Origin of the sequence: Deinococcus aquaedulcis, assembly GCF_019693445.1 — a bacterium.
In the GTDB taxonomy this organism is placed as follows: Bacteria; Deinococcota; Deinococci; order Deinococcales; family Deinococcaceae; genus Deinococcus; species Deinococcus aquaedulcis.
Map to the genome: position 1 here is coordinate 1 of NZ_JAHRBL010000033.1, position 20,930 is coordinate 20,930.

The 20,930-nt window shown below is 68.7% G+C and carries 14 protein-coding genes, 1 tRNA gene and 2 rRNA genes; 8 read left to right on the plus strand and 9 right to left on the minus strand.

Going from position 1 to position 20,930, the window contains the following annotated elements:
• Positions 1–114: ribosomal RNA gene (rrf, locus tag KMW22_RS18480) — 5S ribosomal RNA — on the plus strand; the annotation flags it as partial.
• A gap of 9 nt (positions 115–123) precedes the next feature.
• Positions 124–199, plus strand: a tRNA-Gly gene (locus KMW22_RS18485).
• A gap of 120 nt (positions 200–319) precedes the next feature.
• Here the strand turns inward: KMW22_RS18485 and KMW22_RS18490 are convergent.
• On the minus strand, positions 320–1,120 hold the full coding sequence (locus tag KMW22_RS18490; RefSeq protein WP_221091501.1) for a polyphosphate kinase 2 family protein: 801 nt from the start codon (positions 1,118–1,120) through the stop codon (positions 320–322).
• 215 nt (positions 1,121–1,335) lie between these two features.
• A complete protein-coding gene (locus KMW22_RS18495) occupies positions 1,336–2,649 on the minus strand; it encodes a beta/alpha barrel domain-containing protein (protein WP_221091502.1) in 1,314 nt (437 codons plus the stop codon).
• A gap of 68 nt (positions 2,650–2,717) precedes the next feature.
• Here KMW22_RS18495 and KMW22_RS18500 point away from each other — a divergent pair, with 68 nt between their 5' ends.
• Complete coding sequence (locus KMW22_RS18500) at positions 2,718–3,938, plus strand: citrate synthase family protein (RefSeq protein WP_221091503.1); 1,221 nt, start codon at positions 2,718–2,720, stop codon at positions 3,936–3,938.
• Here KMW22_RS18500 and KMW22_RS18505 read toward each other — a convergent pair.
• Positions 3,935–5,119 (minus strand): MFS transporter, encoded by a 1,185-nt coding sequence (locus KMW22_RS18505; RefSeq protein ID WP_221091504.1) that lies wholly within the window; start codon positions 5,117–5,119, stop codon positions 3,935–3,937. The genes KMW22_RS18500 and KMW22_RS18505 overlap by 4 nt on opposite strands.
• Positions 5,120–5,181: 62 nt before the next feature.
• Here KMW22_RS18505 and KMW22_RS18510 point away from each other — a divergent pair, with 62 nt between their 5' ends.
• Both KMW22_RS18510 and galE read left to right on the plus strand, forming a co-directional pair.
• A complete protein-coding gene (locus KMW22_RS18510) occupies positions 5,182–6,285 on the plus strand; it encodes a substrate-binding domain-containing protein (RefSeq protein ID WP_221091505.1) in 1,104 nt (367 codons plus the stop codon).
• 5 nt (positions 6,286–6,290) lie between these two features.
• Positions 6,291–7,283 carry a UDP-glucose 4-epimerase GalE gene (gene galE, locus KMW22_RS18515; RefSeq protein ID WP_221091506.1) on the plus strand — a complete coding sequence of 331 codons (993 nt, stop codon included), beginning with the start codon at positions 6,291–6,293 and terminating at the stop codon, positions 7,281–7,283.
• Positions 7,284–7,343: 60 nt separating this feature from the next.
• On the opposite strand, the gene KMW22_RS18520 is transcribed toward galE, so the two are convergent.
• Positions 7,344–10,847, minus strand: a complete 3,504-nt coding sequence (locus KMW22_RS18520) for a glycosyl hydrolase (RefSeq protein WP_221091507.1) — start codon at positions 10,845–10,847, stop codon at positions 7,344–7,346.
• A gap of 69 nt (positions 10,848–10,916) precedes the next feature.
• Positions 10,917–11,936 carry a LacI family DNA-binding transcriptional regulator gene (locus tag KMW22_RS18525; protein WP_221091508.1) on the minus strand — a complete coding sequence of 340 codons (1,020 nt, stop codon included), beginning with the start codon at positions 11,934–11,936 and terminating at the stop codon, positions 10,917–10,919.
• A 207-nt stretch (positions 11,937–12,143) separates the two neighbouring features.
• Between KMW22_RS18525 and KMW22_RS18530 the strand changes: the two genes are divergently transcribed.
• Positions 12,144–13,496 carry a M20/M25/M40 family metallo-hydrolase gene (locus KMW22_RS18530; protein ID WP_221091509.1) on the plus strand — a complete coding sequence of 451 codons (1,353 nt, stop codon included), beginning with the start codon at positions 12,144–12,146 and terminating at the stop codon, positions 13,494–13,496.
• Between the two features lie 367 nt (positions 13,497–13,863).
• Here KMW22_RS18530 and KMW22_RS18535 read toward each other — a convergent pair whose 3' ends face one another.
• From KMW22_RS18535 to KMW22_RS18550, 4 genes are all read right to left on the minus strand, one after another.
• On the minus strand, positions 13,864–14,541 hold the full coding sequence (locus KMW22_RS18535) for an SDR family oxidoreductase (protein WP_221091510.1): 678 nt from the start codon (positions 14,539–14,541) through the stop codon (positions 13,864–13,866).
• Between the two features lie 208 nt (positions 14,542–14,749).
• Positions 14,750–15,988 (minus strand): M24 family metallopeptidase, encoded by a 1,239-nt coding sequence (locus KMW22_RS18540; protein WP_221091511.1) that lies wholly within the window; start codon positions 15,986–15,988, stop codon positions 14,750–14,752.
• A 242-nt stretch (positions 15,989–16,230) separates the two neighbouring features.
• A complete protein-coding gene (locus KMW22_RS18545; protein ID WP_221091512.1) occupies positions 16,231–16,701 on the minus strand; it encodes a hypothetical protein in 471 nt (156 codons plus the stop codon).
• 204 nt (positions 16,702–16,905) lie between these two features.
• Entirely contained in the window at positions 16,906–18,510 is a 1,605-nt protein-coding gene (locus KMW22_RS18550) for a DUF4153 domain-containing protein (RefSeq protein ID WP_221091513.1), read from the minus strand.
• Between the two features lie 101 nt (positions 18,511–18,611).
• Here KMW22_RS18550 and KMW22_RS18555 point away from each other — a divergent pair, with 101 nt between their 5' ends.
• Positions 18,612–20,450 (plus strand): menaquinone biosynthesis decarboxylase, encoded by a 1,839-nt coding sequence (locus KMW22_RS18555; RefSeq protein ID WP_221091514.1) that lies wholly within the window; start codon positions 18,612–18,614, stop codon positions 20,448–20,450.
• Positions 20,451–20,870: 420 nt separating this feature from the next.
• Positions 20,871–20,930: ribosomal RNA gene (locus KMW22_RS18560) — 16S ribosomal RNA — on the plus strand; the annotation flags it as partial.

Consider the following 20,930-nt stretch of genomic DNA (forward strand, 5'->3'; position numbering starts at 1 on the left):
CGTGCCCACAGCGCTGTGGACCCACCCCTCCCCATGCCGAACAGGGTCGTGAAACGCAGCTGCGCCTATGATACTTGGATCGCAGGATCCTGGAAAAGTCGGTCAGCGCGGGGGTTTTTTCATGCGGGAGTAGCTCAGCTGGTAGAGCACTACCTTGCCAAGGTAGATGTCGCGAGTTCGAATCTCGTCTCCCGCTCCATGGATCATGCCCCCTTCGGAAGAAGGGGGCTTTTTTTTGTTGGTTCTGGTCGATGCGGCGGACCTTTTTGCCCTGATCAGTCTGCAATTCAAAGCTACCACTGTTGCGCGCTGCCTCCTCTCAAGCAATGGTGATGCTCTTGGGGTCAAAGTTCGGGGTCGGAAAGGCTGGATTCATGTCTTGCAGGGTAGACAGCACCACATGGCTGATCAGCAGATTGCGAAACCATTTTCGGTCTGCCGGAATGACGTACCACGGCGCTGCCTCTGTACTGGTTGCCAGAATGGTTTCGTAGACGCGGGTGTAGTCGTCCCACTGCGCCCGCGCTTCCAGATCACTGGGGTTGAACTTCCAGTGTTTGGTGGGATCATTCAGCCGTTCTTGCAGGCGTGAGCGCTGCTGCTCTGGGCTGATATGCAGGTAGAATTTTAGGATGCGCGTGCCGTGGTCGGCCAGCAGTGCCTCGAAAGCCCGGATGTGCTCCAGACGGCGCTGAATAGCTTTCTCGTCCAGGTGGCCCTGCACAGCGGGCACCAGGACGTCTTCGTAGTGGCTGCGGTTGAAAATGCCCACGATACCGTGACGCGGTGCCTGCGCATGCACGCGCCAAAGGAAGTCGTGGGCCTGCTCCTCTGGGGTGGGCGCCTTGAAATTGCTTACGCGCACGCCGTTGGGGTTCAGGGCGCCGAAAACATGTTTGACCGTACCGTCCTTGCCGCCTGCGTCGCGCGCCTGAAGCACGATCAGGAGTGCCTGCTTGTTCTCGGCATAAAGGCGTTCTTGCAGGTCAGCGATCTGGGGAAGAAGCGTGGCAGTTTGGGCCTGGCCCTCCTCTTTCTTCAGGCCGCCGTGCTCGTCAGTAGCCCAGTCAGCCAGACAGGGTGCCGTGCGTGGGGCCACGCGGTAAGGCTCGAGTTTCATGGCGGGGAGCGTACCACTGCCTGGAAGGTAAGGAGGACGGCCAAGACTTCTGTGTTTCCCAGCCAAACCTTTAGAAGGCTGGGAGAGGGGCCCTCAGGCGATGACATCCAGAGGGGCCAACCTCTTCGGTGAAGAGGACGAGCGCAACGGGCAGTCTTGTGCACAGAGCAGTGCGGCTTTGCGAGCATCCAACCTGATTAGGGCAACTCTTTGACCTAGCCCTGTTGCGCCACCAGCGGCATGGCCCGGTCAGCCACCTCTTCCCACTCCACGGCCGTCTGCCGACCCGCATCGAACTGGGCGTTCAGCTCAGCGTGGAGGGCCTGCAGGCCCGGGTGGCTTTTGGGGAGTTCCACGTCCGTGTGCGATTTGATCAGAAAAACCAGTCCGGCCAGCCCGCTGTCTTTGGTCAGGCTGAGTTCCAGGGGGCGGCCCAGCAGGGTGGGTACGTTAAAGGGCGCGTACATGGGCCAGAACTTGTTCAGGCCGTCGGCGTGGATGCCGGCGCGGGTGCGGTGGGCGTCGCGGCCAAACAGCGGGTACTTGGCGGGTACGCCCTGGCCCAGTCCCTCGTACAGGTCGGCCAGTTCACCCAGCACCGTGAAGTCTGCCGGCCCGGTGAGGCCCAGCCCGATCAGGTGCAGCACCACCCCTTCCAGTGGAGCGTTGCCGGTGCGCTCGCCCTTGCCCAGCAAGGTGCCGTTCACCGCTGCACACCCCGCCAGAACGGCGGCCAGGCTGTTGGCGACGACCAGGTGCGTGTCGTTGTGGGGATGGAACTCCAGCTGCTCGCCAGGAACCCCCAGCGAGAGCAGCTCGTGGATCAGGCGCGGCACACTGCGGGGCCACGCCGCGCCTTCCAGGGGCAAGCCCACGCCCATCGTGTCGCACACCCGGATGCGGGGTGCCTGCGCCGCCGGGTAAGGCGCGGCCAGGGCCTGCACCGCCTCCACCAGCGGCAGCACGAACTCGCGCGGGGCGCGGGTGGCGTCCTCCAGGTGCAGGCGGGGCCGCAGCCCAGCGTCCAGCACGGCCGCCACCGCGTCCAGATAGGTGCGGGCCGCCTGGGCCCGGCCCCCGGGCCTGAACTTGTAAAAGGTGTGGTAATCGCTGGCGCTGGCCAGCATGCCCGTTTCCCGCACGCCCAGCCCGGCCACCAGCGCGGCGTCCTGACGGGTGGCCCGAATCCAGGTGGTGGGCTCCACGGGGTGGCCGCCCCACCAGCGGTCCAGGGCCCCTTCGAGCATGGCGCGGTCGGCGGGGCGGTACACGAAGAATTCCGCCTGTCGCAGCGCGCCGCTGTCGGCAGTAAAGCGGCCCATCAGGTCATAGATCGCCAGCCCGGCTTCCGGCGTCAGTGGCAGGCCACCCTGCTGACCGTCGCGGTGGGTGGTTTCGGTCACCCAGGCCTGGGCCGGCAGGGTGGCCGGGGGCGCGCCTTCCCACTGCACCCGGGGAAAGGCGTGGTCCGGAAAAGCGGCCGGAAAGAGGTCGGGGGCCGGGACATCCTGAACAGGGTCTGGGATCATGTCTGCACGGTAGACCCGACCATCAATGTCGTCAATCTTGATTCTGGAATCAATGTTAAGCTGATCCTATGCCCGCAACTGACTCTCTCTCCACGGCTCAGGCCTGCGCGGCGCTGGGGGTCAAGCCGGCCACCCTGTACGCCTATGTGTCGCGCGGCCTGGTTCGCAGCGAGCCGGGCCCGGCGGGGACCCGGCAGCGCCGCTACCACGCGGGCGATGTGGCGGCGTTGGCCGAGCGGCAGGCGGGGCGGCGCGATCCGCAGGCAGCGGTGCAGGGCGCGGTGCAGGCCAGCCTGAACTGGGGCCAGCCGGTGCTGGACAGCGTGCTGACAGCGGTACAAGGCGGCACCCTGATCTACCGGGGCCACGCCGCCCTGCCGCTGGCCGAGGCCGCCACGGTAGAAGAGGTGGCGGCCCTGCTGTGGACGGGGGAGGCGGGCAGGCATCCGGCCCTGCCGCTGCGCGCGCGGCTGAATCTGGGGGGGCAGCCGCGCGCAGCCCGGCCCCTGGAGGCCCTGGGCTACGCCCTGACCCATGCGGGTGCACACGACCCGGGGGTCCACGACACCCGCCCTGAGGCGCGGCTGCGGCAGGCGGGGCGTACCCTGAACCTGCTCTACGCCACACTGGAACGTCATGTCTGTCTACCCCCGGCGCCAGACCTGCCGCTGCACCTGCGTCTGGCACGCGCCTGGGGCCGGCCAGATGGGGCCGAGGTGCTGCGCCGCGCCCTGGTGCTGCTGGCCGACCACGAACTGAATGTGAGCGCTTTTGCTGCGCGGGTGACCGCCAGCAGCGGCGCGGGGTTGCCCCACAGCGTGCTGGCGGCCCTGTGCGCGTTGCAGGGGCCCCGGCATGGCCTGGCCGCCCTGAACGCCCACGCGCTGCTGCTGGGCGCCTTGCGCGGGACCCCCCGCGCGGCGCTGCACGAGGCCGCGCGGCAACTGGGGCGGGTGCCCGGCTTCGGGCACGCCCTGTACCCGGCCGGCGACCCCCGGGCCACGGCGCTGCTGGCCACCCTGGCACAGACGTGGCCTGGGGCCCCCGGCGTACAGGCCGCGCTGGCCCTGGGCACGGCGGCCCAGGAAGAGACAGGCGAACACCCCAATGTGGATCTGGCGCTGGCCACCCTGATTCATGTTCTGGGCCGCGACCCAGAAGACACCGCCACCCTGTTTGCCCTGGGACGCGCGGTGGGCTGGCTGGCCCACGCGCTGGAAGCCGGGCAGGGCGGGTTGCTGCGGCCCCGGGCGCGGTATGTGGGGCCGCCCCTGGCTGGGTCCGTTTAGGCGTCGGCGGGTGTGGGGGCCGCTTGGCCCCGGATCAGCGCAAAGGCACGGCCACCCAGCACCGCCACCAGCGCCGCCGCGCCCAGGGCCAGCCCCAGGGCGGCCCCCAGCCCTACGTGTTGGGCAATAAACCCAATGGCGGGAGGCCCCAGCAGGAACCCGCCGTACCCGATGGTCGCCACCTGGGCAATGCCGCGCCCCGCCAGAGCGTGTCCGGCCGCGCCGTACATCACCGGCACCACGTTGCTGAGGCCCAGGCCCGACAGGGCAAAGCCGGCGGCCGCCAGCAGCGGGTCGCGCGCCAGCAGCGCCAGCCCCAGGCCCAGCGCGGTCAGCGCGGCGCCGCCGCGCACTGTGAGCTGGTCGCTCAGCTGGGCGCGGGCGCGGTCCCCGAACCAGCGCCCCAGCGTCATGGCCCCCACAAACGCCACGTAGCCCAGCCCCGAGGCCCCGCCTGCCACCCCCAGCACGTCCCGGAAATAGAGGGCCGCCCAGTCGTAATTGGCCCCCTCGGCCAGCATGCCCAGAAAGCACAGGGCGCCCAGCAGCGCCGCCGCCGCGCTGAGGGGAGAGCGGCGCGGCTGCTGTTCATGAGCGGCCAGTTGTGCGGGTGCAGGCGCCGCGTCGGGCAACAGGAACCGGCCCGAGAGCAGCGCCGCTGTGGCCGTGACCCCCACCACCAGCAGCGCGTGGGTACCCAGGGGCACGCGCCCCACCAGCAGGCTCCCCAGCCCCGCGCCCAGCAGTCCCCCCAGGCTGAAGTAGGCGTGCAGGCGGCTCATGATGGGCCGGCCCATGGCCTTTTCCACGGTGACGCCCTGGGCATTCATGGCCACGTCCATACAGCCGTTCAGGGCGCCCAGTACCGCCAGGGCCGCCACCAGCGCCGCAAAGTTTGGCGCGACAAAGGGCAGCAGCAGACTCACCATGCAGCCCACCGACACGGCCCAGGTGACGCGGTGGCTGCCGTACCGCGCGGTCCAGCCCCCGGTGAGCGGCATGGTGCACAGACTGCCCAGCCCGACCGCCAGCAGTGCGGCGCCAATCTGGGCTTCGCTGAGGTTCAGGCTGTCGCGCACACCCGGGATGTTCACACCCCAGGTGGCGAACAGCACGCCGTTGATCAGGAACATGATGCTGACGGCGCGCCGGGCAGGGAGGGGGGCTGGTGGGTGGGACATGGCAACCTCAAGACACGAGCTGAAACGTTTCAGAGACCTGGGGGATACGCTAGCATCTGTGCATGCCTTCTGCCAGTGCTGAGCCGCCGCCGGGGCCCCGGGTCACCCTGCGGGATGTGGCGCGGGCCCTGGGGGTCAGCGTGGCCACTGTCAGCAACGCCTACAACCGCCCCGACCAGCTGAGTGCCGAGCTGCGGGGCCGCATTCTGCAGCAGGCACAGGCCCTGGGGTACCACGGCCCCGACCCCCTGGCGCGCAGCTTGCGCCGGGGCCGCACCGGAGTGCTGGGCGTGGTGTACGACGCCCCGCTGGACTACGCCTTTGCCGACCCGGCGGCCGTGCTGTTCCTGGGCAGCGTGGCCCGCGCGGTGCAGGGCGAGGGCCTAAGTGCCCTGCTGCTGGCCAGTCCGCACGGTCCAGACGCCGACGCCACCCTGCCGGTGCGCAGCGCCAGCGTGGACGGCTTCATCGTGTACTGCGCAGCCGGGGGCAGTGCCCTGCTGCGCGCGGTGCTGGACCGCCGCCTGCCCACCGTGCTGGTGGACCAGGACCCTCAGCCCGGCGTGGTGGGCGTGGGTATTGACGATCTGGGGGGCGCGCAGGCCGCTGCCGCCCACCTGCTGGCCCTGGGGCACCGCCAGCTGGGCGCCGTGTGCCTGCCCCTGACGCCGGGCGGCCTACTGGCTTCGGGGGGCGGCCCCCTGGCCCCGGATTTCAGCCCGCCGACCGGCTACCGGCCCTCGGTGCAGCGGCTGGCCGGCTACCGCGCGGCGCTCTTGGGTGTGCCGGAGGCCGCCCTGCACCTCACCGAAACTATGCAGAACACCCCCGAAGAGGGCGAGGCCCGCGCGCTAGCGCTGCTGCAGGCCCAGCCCGGCCTGAGCGCCCTGCTGTGCATGAGTGATGTGCTGGCCCAGGGGGCCCTGCGCGCCGCTGCCGCCCTGGGCCGACAGGTGCCCGGGGACCTGAGCGTGATCGGCTACGACGACCTGCCCAGCAGCGCGGCGCTGAACCTGACCACCGTGTGGCAGCCCACCGCCGAGAAGGGCCGGGCCGTGGGCGAGGCCATGCGGGCGCTGCTGCGCGGCGAGGCCGCCCATGAACTCTGCCTTCCCACCCGCCTCACCCTGCGCGGCACTGCGGCCCCCCCACCTGCACTACCCTGACGGCCATGAAACTCATGGTGGTGGGGGGCGCAGGCTATATCGGGTCGCACACGGTGCGGCAGTTGCGGCGGGCCGGGCACGACGTGACGGTGTTCGACAACCTGAGCAGCGGCCACGCGGCGGCCCTGCCAGACGACGTGGTGCTGGTGCAGGGCGATCTGCTGGATGGGGATGCCGTAAAGGCCGCCCTGGTGGCCCACCAGCCCGACGCTGTGATTCACTTTGCTGCATTGATTGAGGTGGGCGAGAGCATGCGCGCGCCGGGCCGCTACTACCGCAACAACGTGGTGGGCAGCCTGAACCTGCTGCAGGCCATTGCCGAAACCCGCAAGATTCCGCTGGTGTTTTCCTCCACGGCCGCCGTGTACGGCACCACCGACGCGGTGCCGATTCCTGAAGACGCGCCCCTGCACCCCGAAAGCGTGTACGGTGAAACCAAGCTGATGACCGAGCGCATGATCCACGCCTTTCACGTGGCGCACGGCCTGCCGTACACCATCCTGCGGTACTTCAACGTGTGCGGCGCGGCCCCCGAGGGTGATATTGGCGAGGCGCACCAGAGTAAGTCCCACCTCATCGAGATGGCCGCCCTGACGGCCCTGGGCCAGCGCGAGAAGATGCTGATTTTCGGGGACGATTACCCCACGCCGGACGGCACCTGCATCCGCGACTACGTGCATGTGCAGGATCTGGCCGACGCGCACGTGCTGGCCGTGGAGGCCCTGGCACGCGGCGAACGCACCGCCGGCACCTACAACGTGGGCCTGGGCCACGGCTTTAGTGTGAAAGAAGTGCTAGACGCCTTTGACGCCGTGGCCGGCACGCCGCTGCCGCGTGAACTGGCCCCCCGCCGCGCGGGCGACCCGCCCCGGCTGGTGGCCGACGCGACCCGCATTCGCCAGGACCTGGGTTTCACGCCGCGCTTTACCGACCTCCAGGAGATCGTGCAGACAGCCTGGAACTGGCACAAGGCCCACCCACACGACTTCCGGCAGTAACAGACAGGACCACGAAAGAGGGCAGGGGCGCGTGGCCACCTGCCCTCCCGTGTTGCGGGTTCAATACGTCACGGCTTCCAGCTTGCCCAGGCTGACCCCCGCCGAGTTGGCGGTGATGGTCAGCGGCCGGGTGCCGACGACCACCCCAGCGAAGTCCACCGGAATGGTCTGCCCGGCGCCGATGGAGAGCGGCACGCTCCGCCCGTTGAAGTTGAGGGTAAAGGCCGAGCTGGACGCGCTGCTGGCGTTCGTGATCAGGAAGCGCAGGTTGCTGGTGGCATTGACCCGCAGGTCGTAGGTCTTGCTGGCGCCACTGGCAATCGCGCCCACACTGGTGGTAATCACGCCGGGCACCGTGATGGCGCTGGTGGCGGTGGTGACGCTCAGGTCGCCAGTGAACGCTGAGGCGTTGTTCCGGGCGTCCAGTGCGCGGACCTTGAAAGCGTAGGTGGCGCCCGCGCTCAGGCCGCTGATGGTGGCCCCGGTGCCGGTCACGCTGCCGCTCAGGGCGCCGTTCGTGTATACCTCGTACTTGCTGACGCCGCAGTTGTCGCTGCTGGCCGTCCAGCTGAGGGACACGCTGCTGCTGGTTTTGCTCGGGGAGGTCAGGCCGGCAGGCACGCTGGGCGCCGTGCTGTCCGTGGCGCAGGGGTCGGTGGTGCCCCCGCCGCTCAGGTTTGCGCCGCTGACCGTGCCGATCACCACGCTGTCACTCTTGGCCGTGATCGTGATGGTCCCCGCGCCGGTGCCCACGTTGGGGAAGTCGGCAATCACGGTCTGCCCCGCGTCTACAGCGAGGTCGTAGTTCGTGCCGTTGAACGCCACGTTGATCAGGCGGCTGTTCAGGCTGGACGCGCTCTGCACCGACAGGCGGTAGGTACCCGCCGAGGTCACGTTCACTGGGAAGCTCTTGCTCTGGCCGTTGGCAATGGCGCCGGCGCTGGTAGTCACCGTCCCGGGCAGGTTGGCCGTGGTGCTGCCCGAGGAAGTGCGCACCGTGACTTCTGGGGTAAAGGCGCTCAGGTTGCCCGCGCCGTCACGGGCGCGGACCTTCACCAGGTAGGCCGTATTGGCACTCAGGCCGCTGATCTCAGCCGTGGTCCCGGCAACGGTGGTGTTGGGCGCCCCGTTGACATACACCTCGTAGCCGCTGACCGTGCAATTGTCGTTGGCCGCGCCCCAGCTCAGGCTGATGGAGGACGTGGTCTGGCCCGGCGAGGTCACGCCGCCCGGCGTGCCGGGGACCACCGTGTCGGTGCCGCAGGGGTTCGAGACCCCACCGCGTGAAGACACCACCTTCCGGGCCGGCACGCTGAGGGTCGCGCCGTCCGAGAAGTTCACCGTGATGGCCGTATTACCCGGGTTATAGGCCGCGTAGGTGCGGGTGGTGCCCTTCTTGAACACCGCGTAGTGGGGGGTATTGGCGGTCACGGTCGTGTCCACCTGCCCCATGGCGTTCAGGCTGTGCAGGAACTGGTAGGTGTGGGCTTTGGTCTCGCCTTCTTCCGGGGTGTAGGCGCCGCTGCCGAACTTGGCAATGGCCCCGGCCGCGTCGTACATGCTGTAGACCTGCCAGAAGATGTCGCGCCACATGGTGGGTTCGCGCCCCAGGAAGTCGTAGTTCGTCTTCAGGTACCCGGGGTTGCGGCCCAGGTACAGGCTGCCCGCCGTGATGGGCAGGAAGTTGATGCCCTGAATGGCCTCGCGCTCCGCACTGAACCACGTGGAATAGGCGCCACCGTCGCCCCAGACCATGCCCACCGCCGGTTTGTTGTACCCGGCCGGGAAGACCCCGCCGCCCTGATTGAACCAGTACTGCTCAATGGCCGTGGTTTCCGTGGTGTACAGATAGATGCCCAGGTCGCGGATGGCGGTGTTGCCCGTCACCGAACCCCAGTTCACCAGCGCCGTGGAGAAGTTCATGTCCTCGCTGGAGGATTCCTGGTTGTTCCCGGCCGCAAAGCCCGAGTGCCCGGCGGCCCAAGAGTGCCCGGCGTAGGGGTCAAAGTTGCGCAGGCGGGGGAACTGGCCCGTGTTGGTGGTCCAGTTCGCTGCGTCCATGATCAGGTCGTTGATGCTCGCGCCCCAGGTGCGGCCCTGCGGGGTGGTGCCCGCCGGCCAGTTCGGGCGGTACTGCGTGAGCAGCGCGGCGGCCTTGATGAAATACCCCCAGTGGAAGTGGTGGTCGTTCAGTTCTTCTTCGCTGCCGTAGCCCTGCGGATAGCCGATCAGGGTGCCCCACGCCGAGTTGTAGTAGAAGAGGTTGCTGCCCTGGCCGTCCAGCCAGTCCTGGAGCACGCGCTGAATGGCGTCCAGGAAGGCGGTCTGCGCGGCCGTGTTGCCCACCTGCTCGGCCAGCGGCACCAGTTCGGCCAGCTTGCCCAGACCCTTGCCTACCCAGTAGGAATCCCCGGTGGGGTTCAGGGTGGCGCTGGTGTTGGCCTCGTTCACGTAGGCGGCCAGTTGCGTCTTGCTCAGGGTGTTGGCCGCGCCGTTGTCCGGCAGGTAGGGCAGCACGCCCTGGAACTTCTGGCTGGTGGTAAAGCTGTTCGCGCCGCGCACCACCTTCATCTCTCCACGGGGCGAGACGTAGGTGTAGCCCGTGTTCACGCTGCCCGAGTTCAGCCACTGGTGGCGGTAGAGCGCCATGACCGTACCGGTCGCCGTGCCTTCCTTGGCCACCGTGTTCACGGTGTAGGTGCTGTTCATCGTCGCGGTGGCCGCGTTGTAGCTCCAGCCCACACTGCTGCCCGTCACGAAGTTGTAGGCGTAATTCCGGAAGTCGTTCAGGGTGGCGACGGTGTTGTCGGGCAGGGCGGCAATGGAGTAGTAGTCCTTGCCTGCCAGCGTGGAGGTGGCGACGGTGTTGCTCAGGCTCCAGGCGGAGCCGGCCGGCGCAAAGATGCCGTAGTGGCGCCCGTTCACCGTGACCCCCAGGACATTGCCCTGGTTCGACCAGACCGTGGGTGTGGCGATAAAGGTGACCTGGGCATTGCCGCCGGTTTTCGTGGCGTACACAAAGGGCAGGCCGTGCCCGAAGGTGGCGCGCAGGGTGCGGGCGCCGTCACTCCAGAACGCGGTGGTGGTCCAGTCGCCCCAGTCGTCGGTTTTGGTGTCGGGCGAGTTCAGGGCACTCACGCCCAGGGTCAGGTCCGGGGTATAGGGATATTCGTATTTTTCCAGTCCGGGCGCGCCCACGATCTGCGAGCGGTTGGGGTAGCTGAGTTCCAGGCCACCCGCGCGGGCGTGCATGGCCAGCGGGTGGGCGAACATGTTCTCGGAGTAGGCGTTGCCCGCGTTGCGCTTGAAGAGGATGGACGACCAGAACTCGTTCGTGGGCGCCTTGCCCTTGGCCGCCGCGTTGGCCGTCCAGGCCGGGGTCAGCAGCGCGCCCGACGTGTTAGTGGGGCCGCCCTTGGCGCCAGGCGGGGGCGTGGTGCTGTAGTCCTGCGCTTGCAGTCCCGGCGCGGTTGGGGTGCTGGGCTGCGGCGTGCCGCTGCCACAGGCTGAGAGGGCCAGGGTTAGGCCAAGCAGAAGGGGAAAGCGGGCGCGTGCGGTAGACATAGGCGACCTCCAGACCGCCCCGGTCCGGCGGTCAGCTGAGAACGTTTTCAAATTGTGGAAAGCGGCAGGTCAGTGGGGCAGCGGGCGGGCGTAGCGCACCGATTCGCGCACGCTGAGGGAAAGGGGCAACTCTGGGGGGGTAAGGGGCAGGTCTGGGGTCTGCAGGCGGTGAAGAACCGTGCGGGCGGCCTGCTGGCCCATTTCAAAGAGCGGCTGGTGCACCGAGGTGAGGGGCGGCAGCGTGAACTGCGAGGCGGGCAGGTCGTCAAAGCCGATCAGCGAGATGTCTTCGGGCACGCGGATGCCGCGCCGGTACAGCCCCAGCCGCGCGCCGTAGGCCATCTGGTCGTTGGCGGTAAAGATGGCCGAGAGCGCTGCGCCCTGCCCCAGCCAGTGTTCCACCGCCTGAATGCCGGCCGACTCGCTGAAATCGCCCTCGAAGACCAGCCGGGCGTCGAAGGCCAGCCCAGCCTCGGCCAGGGCCAGCCGGTAGCCTTCCAGGCGGTCCACGGCGTCGCGCTGGCTGGAAACGCCCGTCACGTGCCCAATGCGGCGGTGGCCCAGCTGAATCAGGTGGCTGGTGGCCAGAAAGGCGCCCTGCACGTTGTCCACGCTCAGGCAGGCGCCCCCCAGGGCGGCCACCCGGCGGCCCACCAGCACCAGCGGAAAGCGGGCGTGCAGGTCGGCCAGCTGCGCGTCGCCCAGGCGGCCACCCAGGATGATCAGGCCGTCCACCTGCCGCCGGATCAGCGCGGTGATCGCCGCCGACTCATCCTGAATCTGCCAGTGGCCGTTCACGAAGATGGGCTGGTACCCGCTGCCCGCAAACCCCACGTCAATGCCGCGCGCCACCTCGCTGTAAAAGGGGCTGGCGATGTCCTGGGTCAGCACGCCAATGGTCATGGAGCGGCCCCGCACCAGCCCCTGGGCGGCCACGTTGGGCTCGTACCCCAGGCGCTCGGCGGCGGCCAGCACCCGCACCCGCTTGGCCTCGGCCACTGCCGAGGAGCCGTTCAGCGTGCGCGACACGGTGCTGATGGACACCTCCGCTGCCCGCGCAATGTCTTTGATGGTGACGTTTCTGGTCATGGGGACAGTGTGCTCCGAAGGCGGCAAAGAGGCGGCCGGCTGGGGCGCGGCCGGCCAGCAACAGGGGCCCAGCGGCCCACAGCGACTGAATTGAAGTCTGTAGGGCGAGCTTACTCTCCATTGAAAACGTTGTCAAATAGGGGACGTGCAAAGGGGTGTCCGGCCAGGCTGGGCCGCGCCGTGCAGGCCATGCCTTAGCCTCGCGGTATGACCCATCCCCGCCCGGCTGACCTTGAGGCCCAGATTGAACGCGGCCTGCGCGACCTCACCGCCCTAGTGGCGCTGCCCAGCGTTTCGGCGCAGGGGCGTTGCCTCCCCGAAACCGCCGGGGCTGTCACGGCCCTGCTGGAAGCCGAGGGCTTTACGGTGCGCGCCTTCCCCGGGCAGGTGGCCCCGGTGCTGGTGGCCGAGGCGGGCGAGGGCCCCTTTACCCTGCTGATCTACAACCACTACGACGTGCAGCCCGAGGACCCCCTGGAGCTGTGGAACACGCCGCCTTTTGAGTTGACTGAGCGGGACGGGCGACTCTACGGGCGCGGCGCCAGCGACGACAAGGGCGAGCTGGTGTCGCGCCTTGCGGGCCTGCGGGCCCTGAAAGCGGCGCGTGGCGGCCAGTTGCCCCTGAAGGTGAAGTGGCTGATTGAAGGCGAGGAGGAGGTGGGCAGCCCCAGCCTGGAAGCCTTCTTGGCCGAGCACGCCGAGGCCCTCAAGGCCGACGGCGTGTGGTGGGAATTCGGGGCCATCACCCCCGAAGGGCGCCCGGTGCTGTACGCGGGCCTGAAAGGGATTGTGTGCGTGGAACTGCGCTGCTCCGTGGCGGGCAGCGACCTGCACAGCAGCAACGGCGCGGTGGTGGACAACCCGCTGTGGCGACTGGCGGCGGCGGTGGCCTCGCTTCGAGGCGCCGACGGCACTGTGCTGATCCCCGGCTTTCACGATGACGTGCGCCCTCCCAGCGAGGCCGATCTGGCCGCTATTGCGCGCCTGCCCGGCAGCGGTGAGGCCCTGCGCGACACCTACGCGGTCACGCGCCCGCTGGGGGAGAGCGGGGAGTACCACACCCGGCTGAACCTGAAGCCCGTGGTGAACGTCAACGGCTTTCACGGCGGCTACGGCGGCGAGGGCAGCAAAACCGTGCTGCCGGCGGCCGGCATGGTCAAGCTGGACTTCCGGCTGGTGCCCGACCAGGACCCGGACCGGGTGGTGGCGCTGCTGCGGGCCCATCTGGACGCCCAGGGCTTCGGGGACATTGAGATCGTGGAACTGGAAAGCCACCAGCACCCGGCGCGCAGCGACCTGGCCCATCCGTTTGTGAAGACGGCGGTGCGGGTGGCGCAGGAGGTTCATGGCCAGGCGCCGATTCTGAACCCCAGCAGCGGGGGCAGCGGGCCCATGTACCCGTTTATGCGGCATGTGGGGGCGCCGGTGGTGGCGCTGGGGATTGGGAATGTGGGGGGGCGGGTGCATGCGCCGAACGAGAATATTTTGCGGCGGGATTTCGAGAATGGGGTTCGGTTTGCGGCGGCGTTTTTGGGGGCGTTGGGGGATGGGCTGGCGTAGCCCTTTCTCCGCGTCGCCCCACCCCCCCAGCCCCCCTACCCCGGAGGGGCAGGGGGGAGCGGCGCTGCGCTGGCAAACGTTGACTGACGGTTCGGGGCGCCCTTCCTTCACCCCGCTGTGTACGCCGTGGTCCGCCTCCGCCCATCGTCGTACGCCCGCGCGCTGCGCGCACGACGGCTTCGTCTGGACCTGGGCGGTCAGGGGGCAAGAAGGCTTGGTGCGGCTCAGAGGGTTCTACTTTTCAAAAGACAAAGGAAAAAGGCGAGTGGCGTGTTTGCCCTCGCCTTTCTCTTTTCCCACTCCCTACAACCCACTTCCTACACCCTTCTTTCCCCGCACCCCGCTCCCTGCCACCCGCTCCCCCCCCTCACACATCCGGATACACCTTGATCTCCGTGATGTGCGCCCGGTCGGGGCGGGTCAGGGCGTGGGCCACGCTCTTGGCGAGGCCGCGCGGGTCAATCATGGTTTCCCAGCTCAGGCCGGCGTCGCGGTTGGCGGGGGTGTCAACGGCGCCCATGGGGTACAGCACCATGCCGCGCACGCCCTTGGCCTTCAGTTCGTCGTGCAGGCTGAGCACGTAGGCCGACACGGCGGCCTTGCTGGCGGTGTACAGGGCCGACTTGGGGCCACTGAGGCGGGCGGCCTGCCCGGCACTCACGCCCATCACCAGCCCGTCTTTCTGCTTGAGCATGTGGGGCAGCACGCCCTGTACCGCGTGGAACAGCGTGGTCATGTTCGTGTCGAACATCGCGCGCAGGTCCTGGGTGGTGGCCTTATGAATGTCCTGCATAGTAAAGGCCCCCACCGTGTGAATCAGGGTGTCCACCTTGACCTTGCGCAGGGCCTCCACGCTGCTTTCCTGGGTCAGGTCCAGGTCTAGCACTTCGGTGGCGGGAAAGCGGTCAGCGGCGCGCTCCAGGGCCTCGCCGCGTCCCACCAGCACCATTTGCGCGCCCGCGTCGTCGAGTTCCTGGGCAATGGCGGTGGCCAGGGCGCCGCCCGCGCCCGTCAGCATGATCGTAGAGGAGCCGAGGTTCGCCATACCCCAGGGTAACGGGTGGGCGGTGGGGGAGGAGAGAGAGCCTGAGCGTTTCTTTAAGCCGGTCTCATGGGAGGGGGCCGCTGAAGTCGTTCGCTGTTGATCTTCAGATCAATCGAGCGAAGCGAGAAGCGAGAAAAGGGCCTTGCACCGGGAAGGGAAACGTTTCGGTGCTTTTCTGAAACGTTGGCATGGGGGAGGGGCGAGGCCCTTAGCCCTGGGCTTCGCCGTAGCCAGCCGCCCGCACGCTGGCCCAGTCGCCCTGGCCCAGCACAAAGGGCGCGCGCTGGGTGTGGGTGGTCACGCGCGGGCCTTCGGGCGCCAGGTACACGTTGATCTCGCTGCGAATGCCAAAGCCCTTCTGGGCCGGGTAGGTGCCCGGTTCAATGGTCACGGCGAGGCCCGGGGTGAGGGTGCGGGTGTCGCGGGTTTCGTAGTCGTCCAGGTTGGCCCCGGCGCCGTGAATCTGCACGCCCAGGTCGTGGCCGGTGCGGTGCAGGAAGTGCGGCGCCCACTCGGGGCCCATGGCGTCGCGGGCGGCGCGGTCCAGCATCCAGCCCTGCAACTGGCCCCACCCCTGCTCGGCGTGGTCCTGCTGCAGCCGGTGCAGCGCGGCGTCGCGGGCGCGGCTCACGGCGGTCCAGGCGTCCAGGTACTCGGCGCCCGGGGTGCCTGCAAAGCCCACCCAGGTCACGTCAGCGAAGGGGCGGCCCGGCTCCTGGGCCCACAGGTCAATCAGCACGCACTCGCCGCTCTGCAGGGTCGCGTGGCGCTCGGGGCTGGGTTCGTAGTGGCTGTCGGCCGCGTTCACGCCGAACGATACGTTCACCGCGTGCCCAGCCTGCATCCCCGCCGCCTCAATCTGGCGCATGATCACGGCCTGGGCGTCCAGTTCGGTCACCGGCTGCCCGGCGCGCAGGCGCTCGTGGATCAGTCGGAAGGCGTCGTCCTTGGCCGTCATCAACACGGCCACGGCGCGCTCATGGGCCGCGAGATCGTCGGCGCTCCAGGCCAGGAAGGATTGCAGCAGGTCGGCGCTGGTGTGAATGGCGCGGGCCCCGGCGGCGCGCACCCGCTCCACGGTGCCGGCGTCCACACGCCCCACATAGGGCACCGCGCCGTTCGGGCTGTATTCCATCGCCAGCGCGCGCCCAGCCACCACCTCGCGCAGCGCGGCGTCTAATTCGGCGTGTGAGCCGAAGGGCCGCCGCTCGGCCCCCCAGTGCCGCGTGATCTCGCCCCAGGTGCCGCCCTCAATATGGTTGTGCAGCACGGTGGCCGGGCCCTGCCGGGGCACCCACACGAAAAAGCGCCGGGTTAAAAACGCACTCTCTGGCAGCGCCAGCACCCGGCGGGCGTGGGGGTTCAGGCCCTGAAAGTCGTACACCAGCCAGCCGTCCAGGTCAGTGGCGCTCAGGGCTCGTTGCATCCGCGTGATGGGCGAGGTCATGTGCGCCAGCGTAACGCCCCCGTGCGGCCAGCGCCCGGCCTGGATGGACGCAGCGCCCAGCAGATACCCAGGCACTGACCTTGGCCCACACAACTGCTGCCCTACACAGACACTGGCCCCGGCGCGCCGGGATCGGGCGGGCCAGGGCCAGAGCAGAGTGCGGAGCAGAAAAGAGAGGAGCGGTGGGGTGTCATCCACCTGCCTCTTCAGTACGGGGGGAGGGTGCGGTGGGTTCCCAGGGCTTAGCGGTAGCGGGCAAACGTCTCGCGGGTGGCGTAGTTCTGGCGGCCACTTCCATCGGTGAACTGCGTCAGGGCGTGCACGTCCAGGCGGCCCTTGGCAAAGTTCATGACCAGCACCGTGTTGGCAAAGCCCTTGTTGAATACCGCGCTGGCGGTGAAATGGTTGCTGTCACTCACGGTCAGGCCATAGGTCAGCATGGGGGCCTGACCCCAGTCGCAGTCGTTGGGGTGGCAGCGGCCAAACACCTGCACGCTCAGCTGCCCGGCGGCAGTTCGCGTCACATTGATGCGGGTGATGCCGTTCGTGGTGACGTTGCCGTTCACCCAGGTGCCCACCATGTCGGCGGGGGCGGCCAGGGCGCGCTGCGGCACCATCAGGGTGCCCAGGGCCAGCGCGGCCAGCAGCGGCGAGAGGGTGCGGGGGTTCAGGGCGGCGGTCTGGGGGCGGGCAACGCGGGGCAGGGTGGTCATGGTGGGGGCTCCTGGTAGGAAAAAGGGCGGAAGGGCGGGGGGAAAACAGCGGCTGGGCGGGCAGTGCCCCGGCGCTGATAGGGCCAAGGTACGCGCCCCCCCATGAGCGGCCCATGATCGCTGGCAGTCAGGCGGCAGTCAGGCATGATCGGGGGCAAAAAAGGCCGCCTGGAGAGGGTCCAGGCGGCTACTGAGCAGCAGGGCTTACCGGGTGAAGGGACTGCGAGGCGGCAGGCCCTGCACGAGTGCGTGCGCGCGGGCGTAGGCGAGGTTCCAGGCCCGGGGATCACGTGGGGTGTCGTAACGGTCATGCAGGTCGTCAATGATGGTCTGGGGCGTCACGCAGTTGGCCGCAGGACCGCAGGGCGGCGCCAGGACATCCAGGTTCGCCACGATGGCAGGCACGGCGCCTGCCCCCAGGTTCAGCAGATCCCATACGCCAACCTGCTGCGGCGTGCGGCGCAGGTCGTTGGTCACGGCGGCGGTCTGGCGGTGCAGGTTGTGGGCCGCAATCAGCGCGCCGGGGTTCAGGGCGGTGGTGCCCAGCAGTGTGGCCAGCCCCAGCAGCAGCGCGGGAAAGGCAAAGCGCCCGGCGCGGTCACGCCACAGGCACAGTGCCAGCCAGCCCAGCGTGAGGGTCACCCACACCAGAAAGGCGGCGCCCAGCACCCGGATGGTGCTTAGGCCGTACGCCTGGGTGTACAGCCCCCAGCGCTGCGCCGCGCTGGCCAGAATCACCAGCAGCGGCAGCAGCACGGCGGCGTTCAGGGCGCGCAGGGGCAGACTGCGCCGCGTCTCCGGGCGGCTCAGACCGTGGGCGCCCAGCAGCACGCTCAGGGTCAAAAAGGCCACGGTCATCAGCTCGCTAAAGCCCCGGCGAATGTGGCCCGCGTAGGTCTGACCGTCGGGCAGGCCGCCGCCCAGCAGCGCGGGCACCTGCAAGGCTGCAAAGGCAAGAAACAGCAGGGCCAGCGCGCCCAGCGGCAGCCCCACCTCCACCAGTCCCAGGCGCCCGGATGCGTCACGCGGCGCAAAGAAGGTGGGGCGCAGGGCCATCAGGGCGGGGTAGGTCAGGCCGCCCACGAACGCGCACCACAGCATCAGGCCCAGGCCAGATGACAGCAGGGTGTCCAGTTCCTGGGCAGGGCGCCACAGGCCACTCAGGGCCTGGGCGAAGCCTGCGTCGGCGCTGGCCAGCAGCGCCCCAAAGACCAGCAGCAGCGGCGCGGCCAGCGCCAGCCCCACGCCCACGCGTCCCAGCTGCCGTCCCCCATCGCCTTTAGGGCGCAGCCGCGCCCAGGGAAAGCGTTCCAGCAGCACCAGTGGGCCGTAGGCAAACCGGAGGCCGCCGGTCATCAGGGCGGCCAGCAGCAGGCCCGGCGTGGCCCGGCCCAGCCCCGGAAAGCGCAGAAAGGCCGCGCCCAGCGTCAGGCTGCCCAGCAGGGCCAGGGTGTTCAGCACCGCCAGTTCGGGGGGGGCGTCCCACAGGGTGAAACTCAGGCCGAACAGCGCAGCCACGCCCAGCAGGGCCACACCCGCGCGGCTGGGGGTCTGGCCGCGCCCCGCCAAGCCCCACACGCTGGCGCCCAGGAACAGCACCAGCCACAGCGCCAGATTCAGGCCGGCGGGCCCGGCGCGCCACGTCAGCACATGGGCGGCCAGCCCCAGGCCCAGGGCCAGCAGCAGGGGGCGCGCGGCCAGGGCGGGCCGGGGGTGCGCGGGCGCGGCGTCCCAGCCCGCCGGGGTCAGGGGGCCTGCCAGCGGCGGTGGGGTGGCGTCGTCCGCCGAACTCGTCTGGGCTGGGGTCATGGCTGCACCGTACCTTTGCCCACACGGCGCCGCGTCCGCCGGAAGGAGGAGCGTCCCCCGGGGTACGGTTGCCCCGGCCCCGGCCCCCTACACTCCAGGGCATGGCCTTTCCCGACCTTCAGAGCTTTATCCGCTTGCTCGAAGCGCGCGGCGAACTCGTGCGCGTCCGCACCCCGGTCAGCCGGGACCTGGAAATCACCGAGATTGCTGACCGACTGGTGAAAACTGGCGGGCCGGCCGTGCTGTTCGAACAGGTGATTGACAGCGACTTTCCGCTGGTGATCGGCCTGATGGGCACCCGCGAGCGCACCGCCCTGGCCCTGGGGGTCTCCGACCTGGACGATCTGGCCGCGCGCGTGCGCCACCTGATTGACTTGAAGGGCGCCAAGGGCCTGGGCGGCCTGCTGGGGCAACTCCCCAAACTGCGTGACGCCATGAACCTGCCCCCCCGCCGCGTCAAGACGGGCCCCGCCCAGGAGGTGGTCTGGCGCGGCGACGAGGTGGACCTCTCCAGGCTCCCCATCCTCAAGTGCTGGCCCCAGGACGGCGGGCCCTTCGTGACCCTGCCGCTGGTGATCACCAAGGACCCCGAAACCGGCGAGCGCAACATGGGCATGTACCGCATGCAGGTGATGGGCAAGAACGTGACCGGCATGCACTGGCAGCGCCACAAAACCGGCACCAAGCATCTGGAAAAAGCCAAGGCCCTGGGCCAGCGCCTGGAGGTGGCGGTGGCCATCGGCGGCGACCCGGCCCTGATCTACGCCGCCACCGCGCCCCTGCCGCCCATTCCCGGGCTGGATGAATTTGCCCTGGCCGGCTACCTGCGCGGTCAGCGCTATCCCGTCATGAAAGGCGTGACGGTGGACCTAGAGGTCCCCGCCAACGCCGAATTCATTCTCGAAGGCTACGTGGACCCGCAGGAACCCTGGGTGATGGAGGGGCCCTTTGGGGACCACACCGGCTTTTACACCCTGCCGGACCTGTACCCGCAGTTTCACGTGACCGCTGTGACCATGCGCCGCCAGCCGGTCTACCCAGCGACCATCGTGGGCCGCCCGCCCATGGAAGACGCCTACCTCATTGAAGCCTCCGAGCGGCTCTTTCTGCCCGCCGCGCAGCTCATCCTGCCAGAGGTCGTGGATTACCACATGCCGCCCGCCGGGGTGGCGCACAACCTCGTGGTGGTCAGTATCAAAAAGACTTACCCCGGGCAGGCCTACAAGGTTGCCAACGGGCTGTTCGGCCTGGGCCAGATGATGTTCGCCAAGGTGATCGTGGTGGTGGACGAGGACGTGAAGGTCAATGACTTTGCGGCGGTGTGGCGCGAGGTGGCCCAGAAGGCGGTGCCGGGGCGCGACACCCTGCCCACACGTGGCCCCACCGATGTCCTGGACCATTCCAGCCGGGGCTGGGGTTACGGCGGCAAGCTGATCATTGACGCCACCACCAAGCGCCCCGAAGAGGTGGGCGGCGCCGTGTCCTCGCGTGACGAGCAGGCGGGGGACGTGACATCAGAAGCGTTTGTGCCCCGGGTGGCGGCTGCGCTGCCTACCTTTGAGGGCGTACTGGCCCAGGCCCAGACAGAGGACGGCTACTGGACAGTGGCCCTGAACAAGACCCGCCCCGGGCAGGCGCAGGCGCTCGCCCAGGCGTTCACGGCCCACCCCGCCGCCGCCGGCATGCGCCACCTGCTGATCGTGGACGAGGAAACCCAGGTCCACGACCCCCAAGATGTCTGGTGGACCATTCTGAACAACGTTGACCCGGAGCGCGATGTCTGGCCCCTGCACGGCCTGCTCGTCTGGGACGGCGCCCGCAAGCTGCCCGAAGAAGGCTTCGTGCGCGAGTGGCCCCCCAAGATCGTGATGGACGAGGCGGTGGTCCGGCGGGTGGACGCCCTGTGGCATCTGCACGGTCTGCCGCCGATGAAAGGGTAGGCAGAGCAACGAGGGGGGAGAGGGTCACCTCTCCCCCTGTGCTGTGTGGTGTGTTCTGGCGCCCGGCCTCTCTCAAGACACGCTCTGGACTTGCTCTGCGATTGGTCTGGGCCGCTCGCGCTTTCCCTCATCCGCGCGTCTCGCTAGAGGTGTTGACAGAGTTGGGCAGAAGGCATATAGTTCTCTTCGCCCGAGAAGAAGGGCGAAGGCGAAAAGCCCCCAAGGGCCTCGCTGGGACGCATGAAAATCTGGTTCTGATGACGATGACAGGAGCGACCGACAGGTCGTGCCGAGCGGATCTCCCCCCGGAGGTCTCCAGACTCGGTCAAGGTCGCAAGACCAAACAAGCCCGAGAGGGCAAGCCAAGCGCAAGCGAGGCATCAGACTGTATCAAGGAGCTTTCGGGCTTTTGATAACCATTTTTTGGAGAGTTTGATCCTGGCTCAGGGTGAACGCTGGCGGCGTGCTTAAGACATGCAA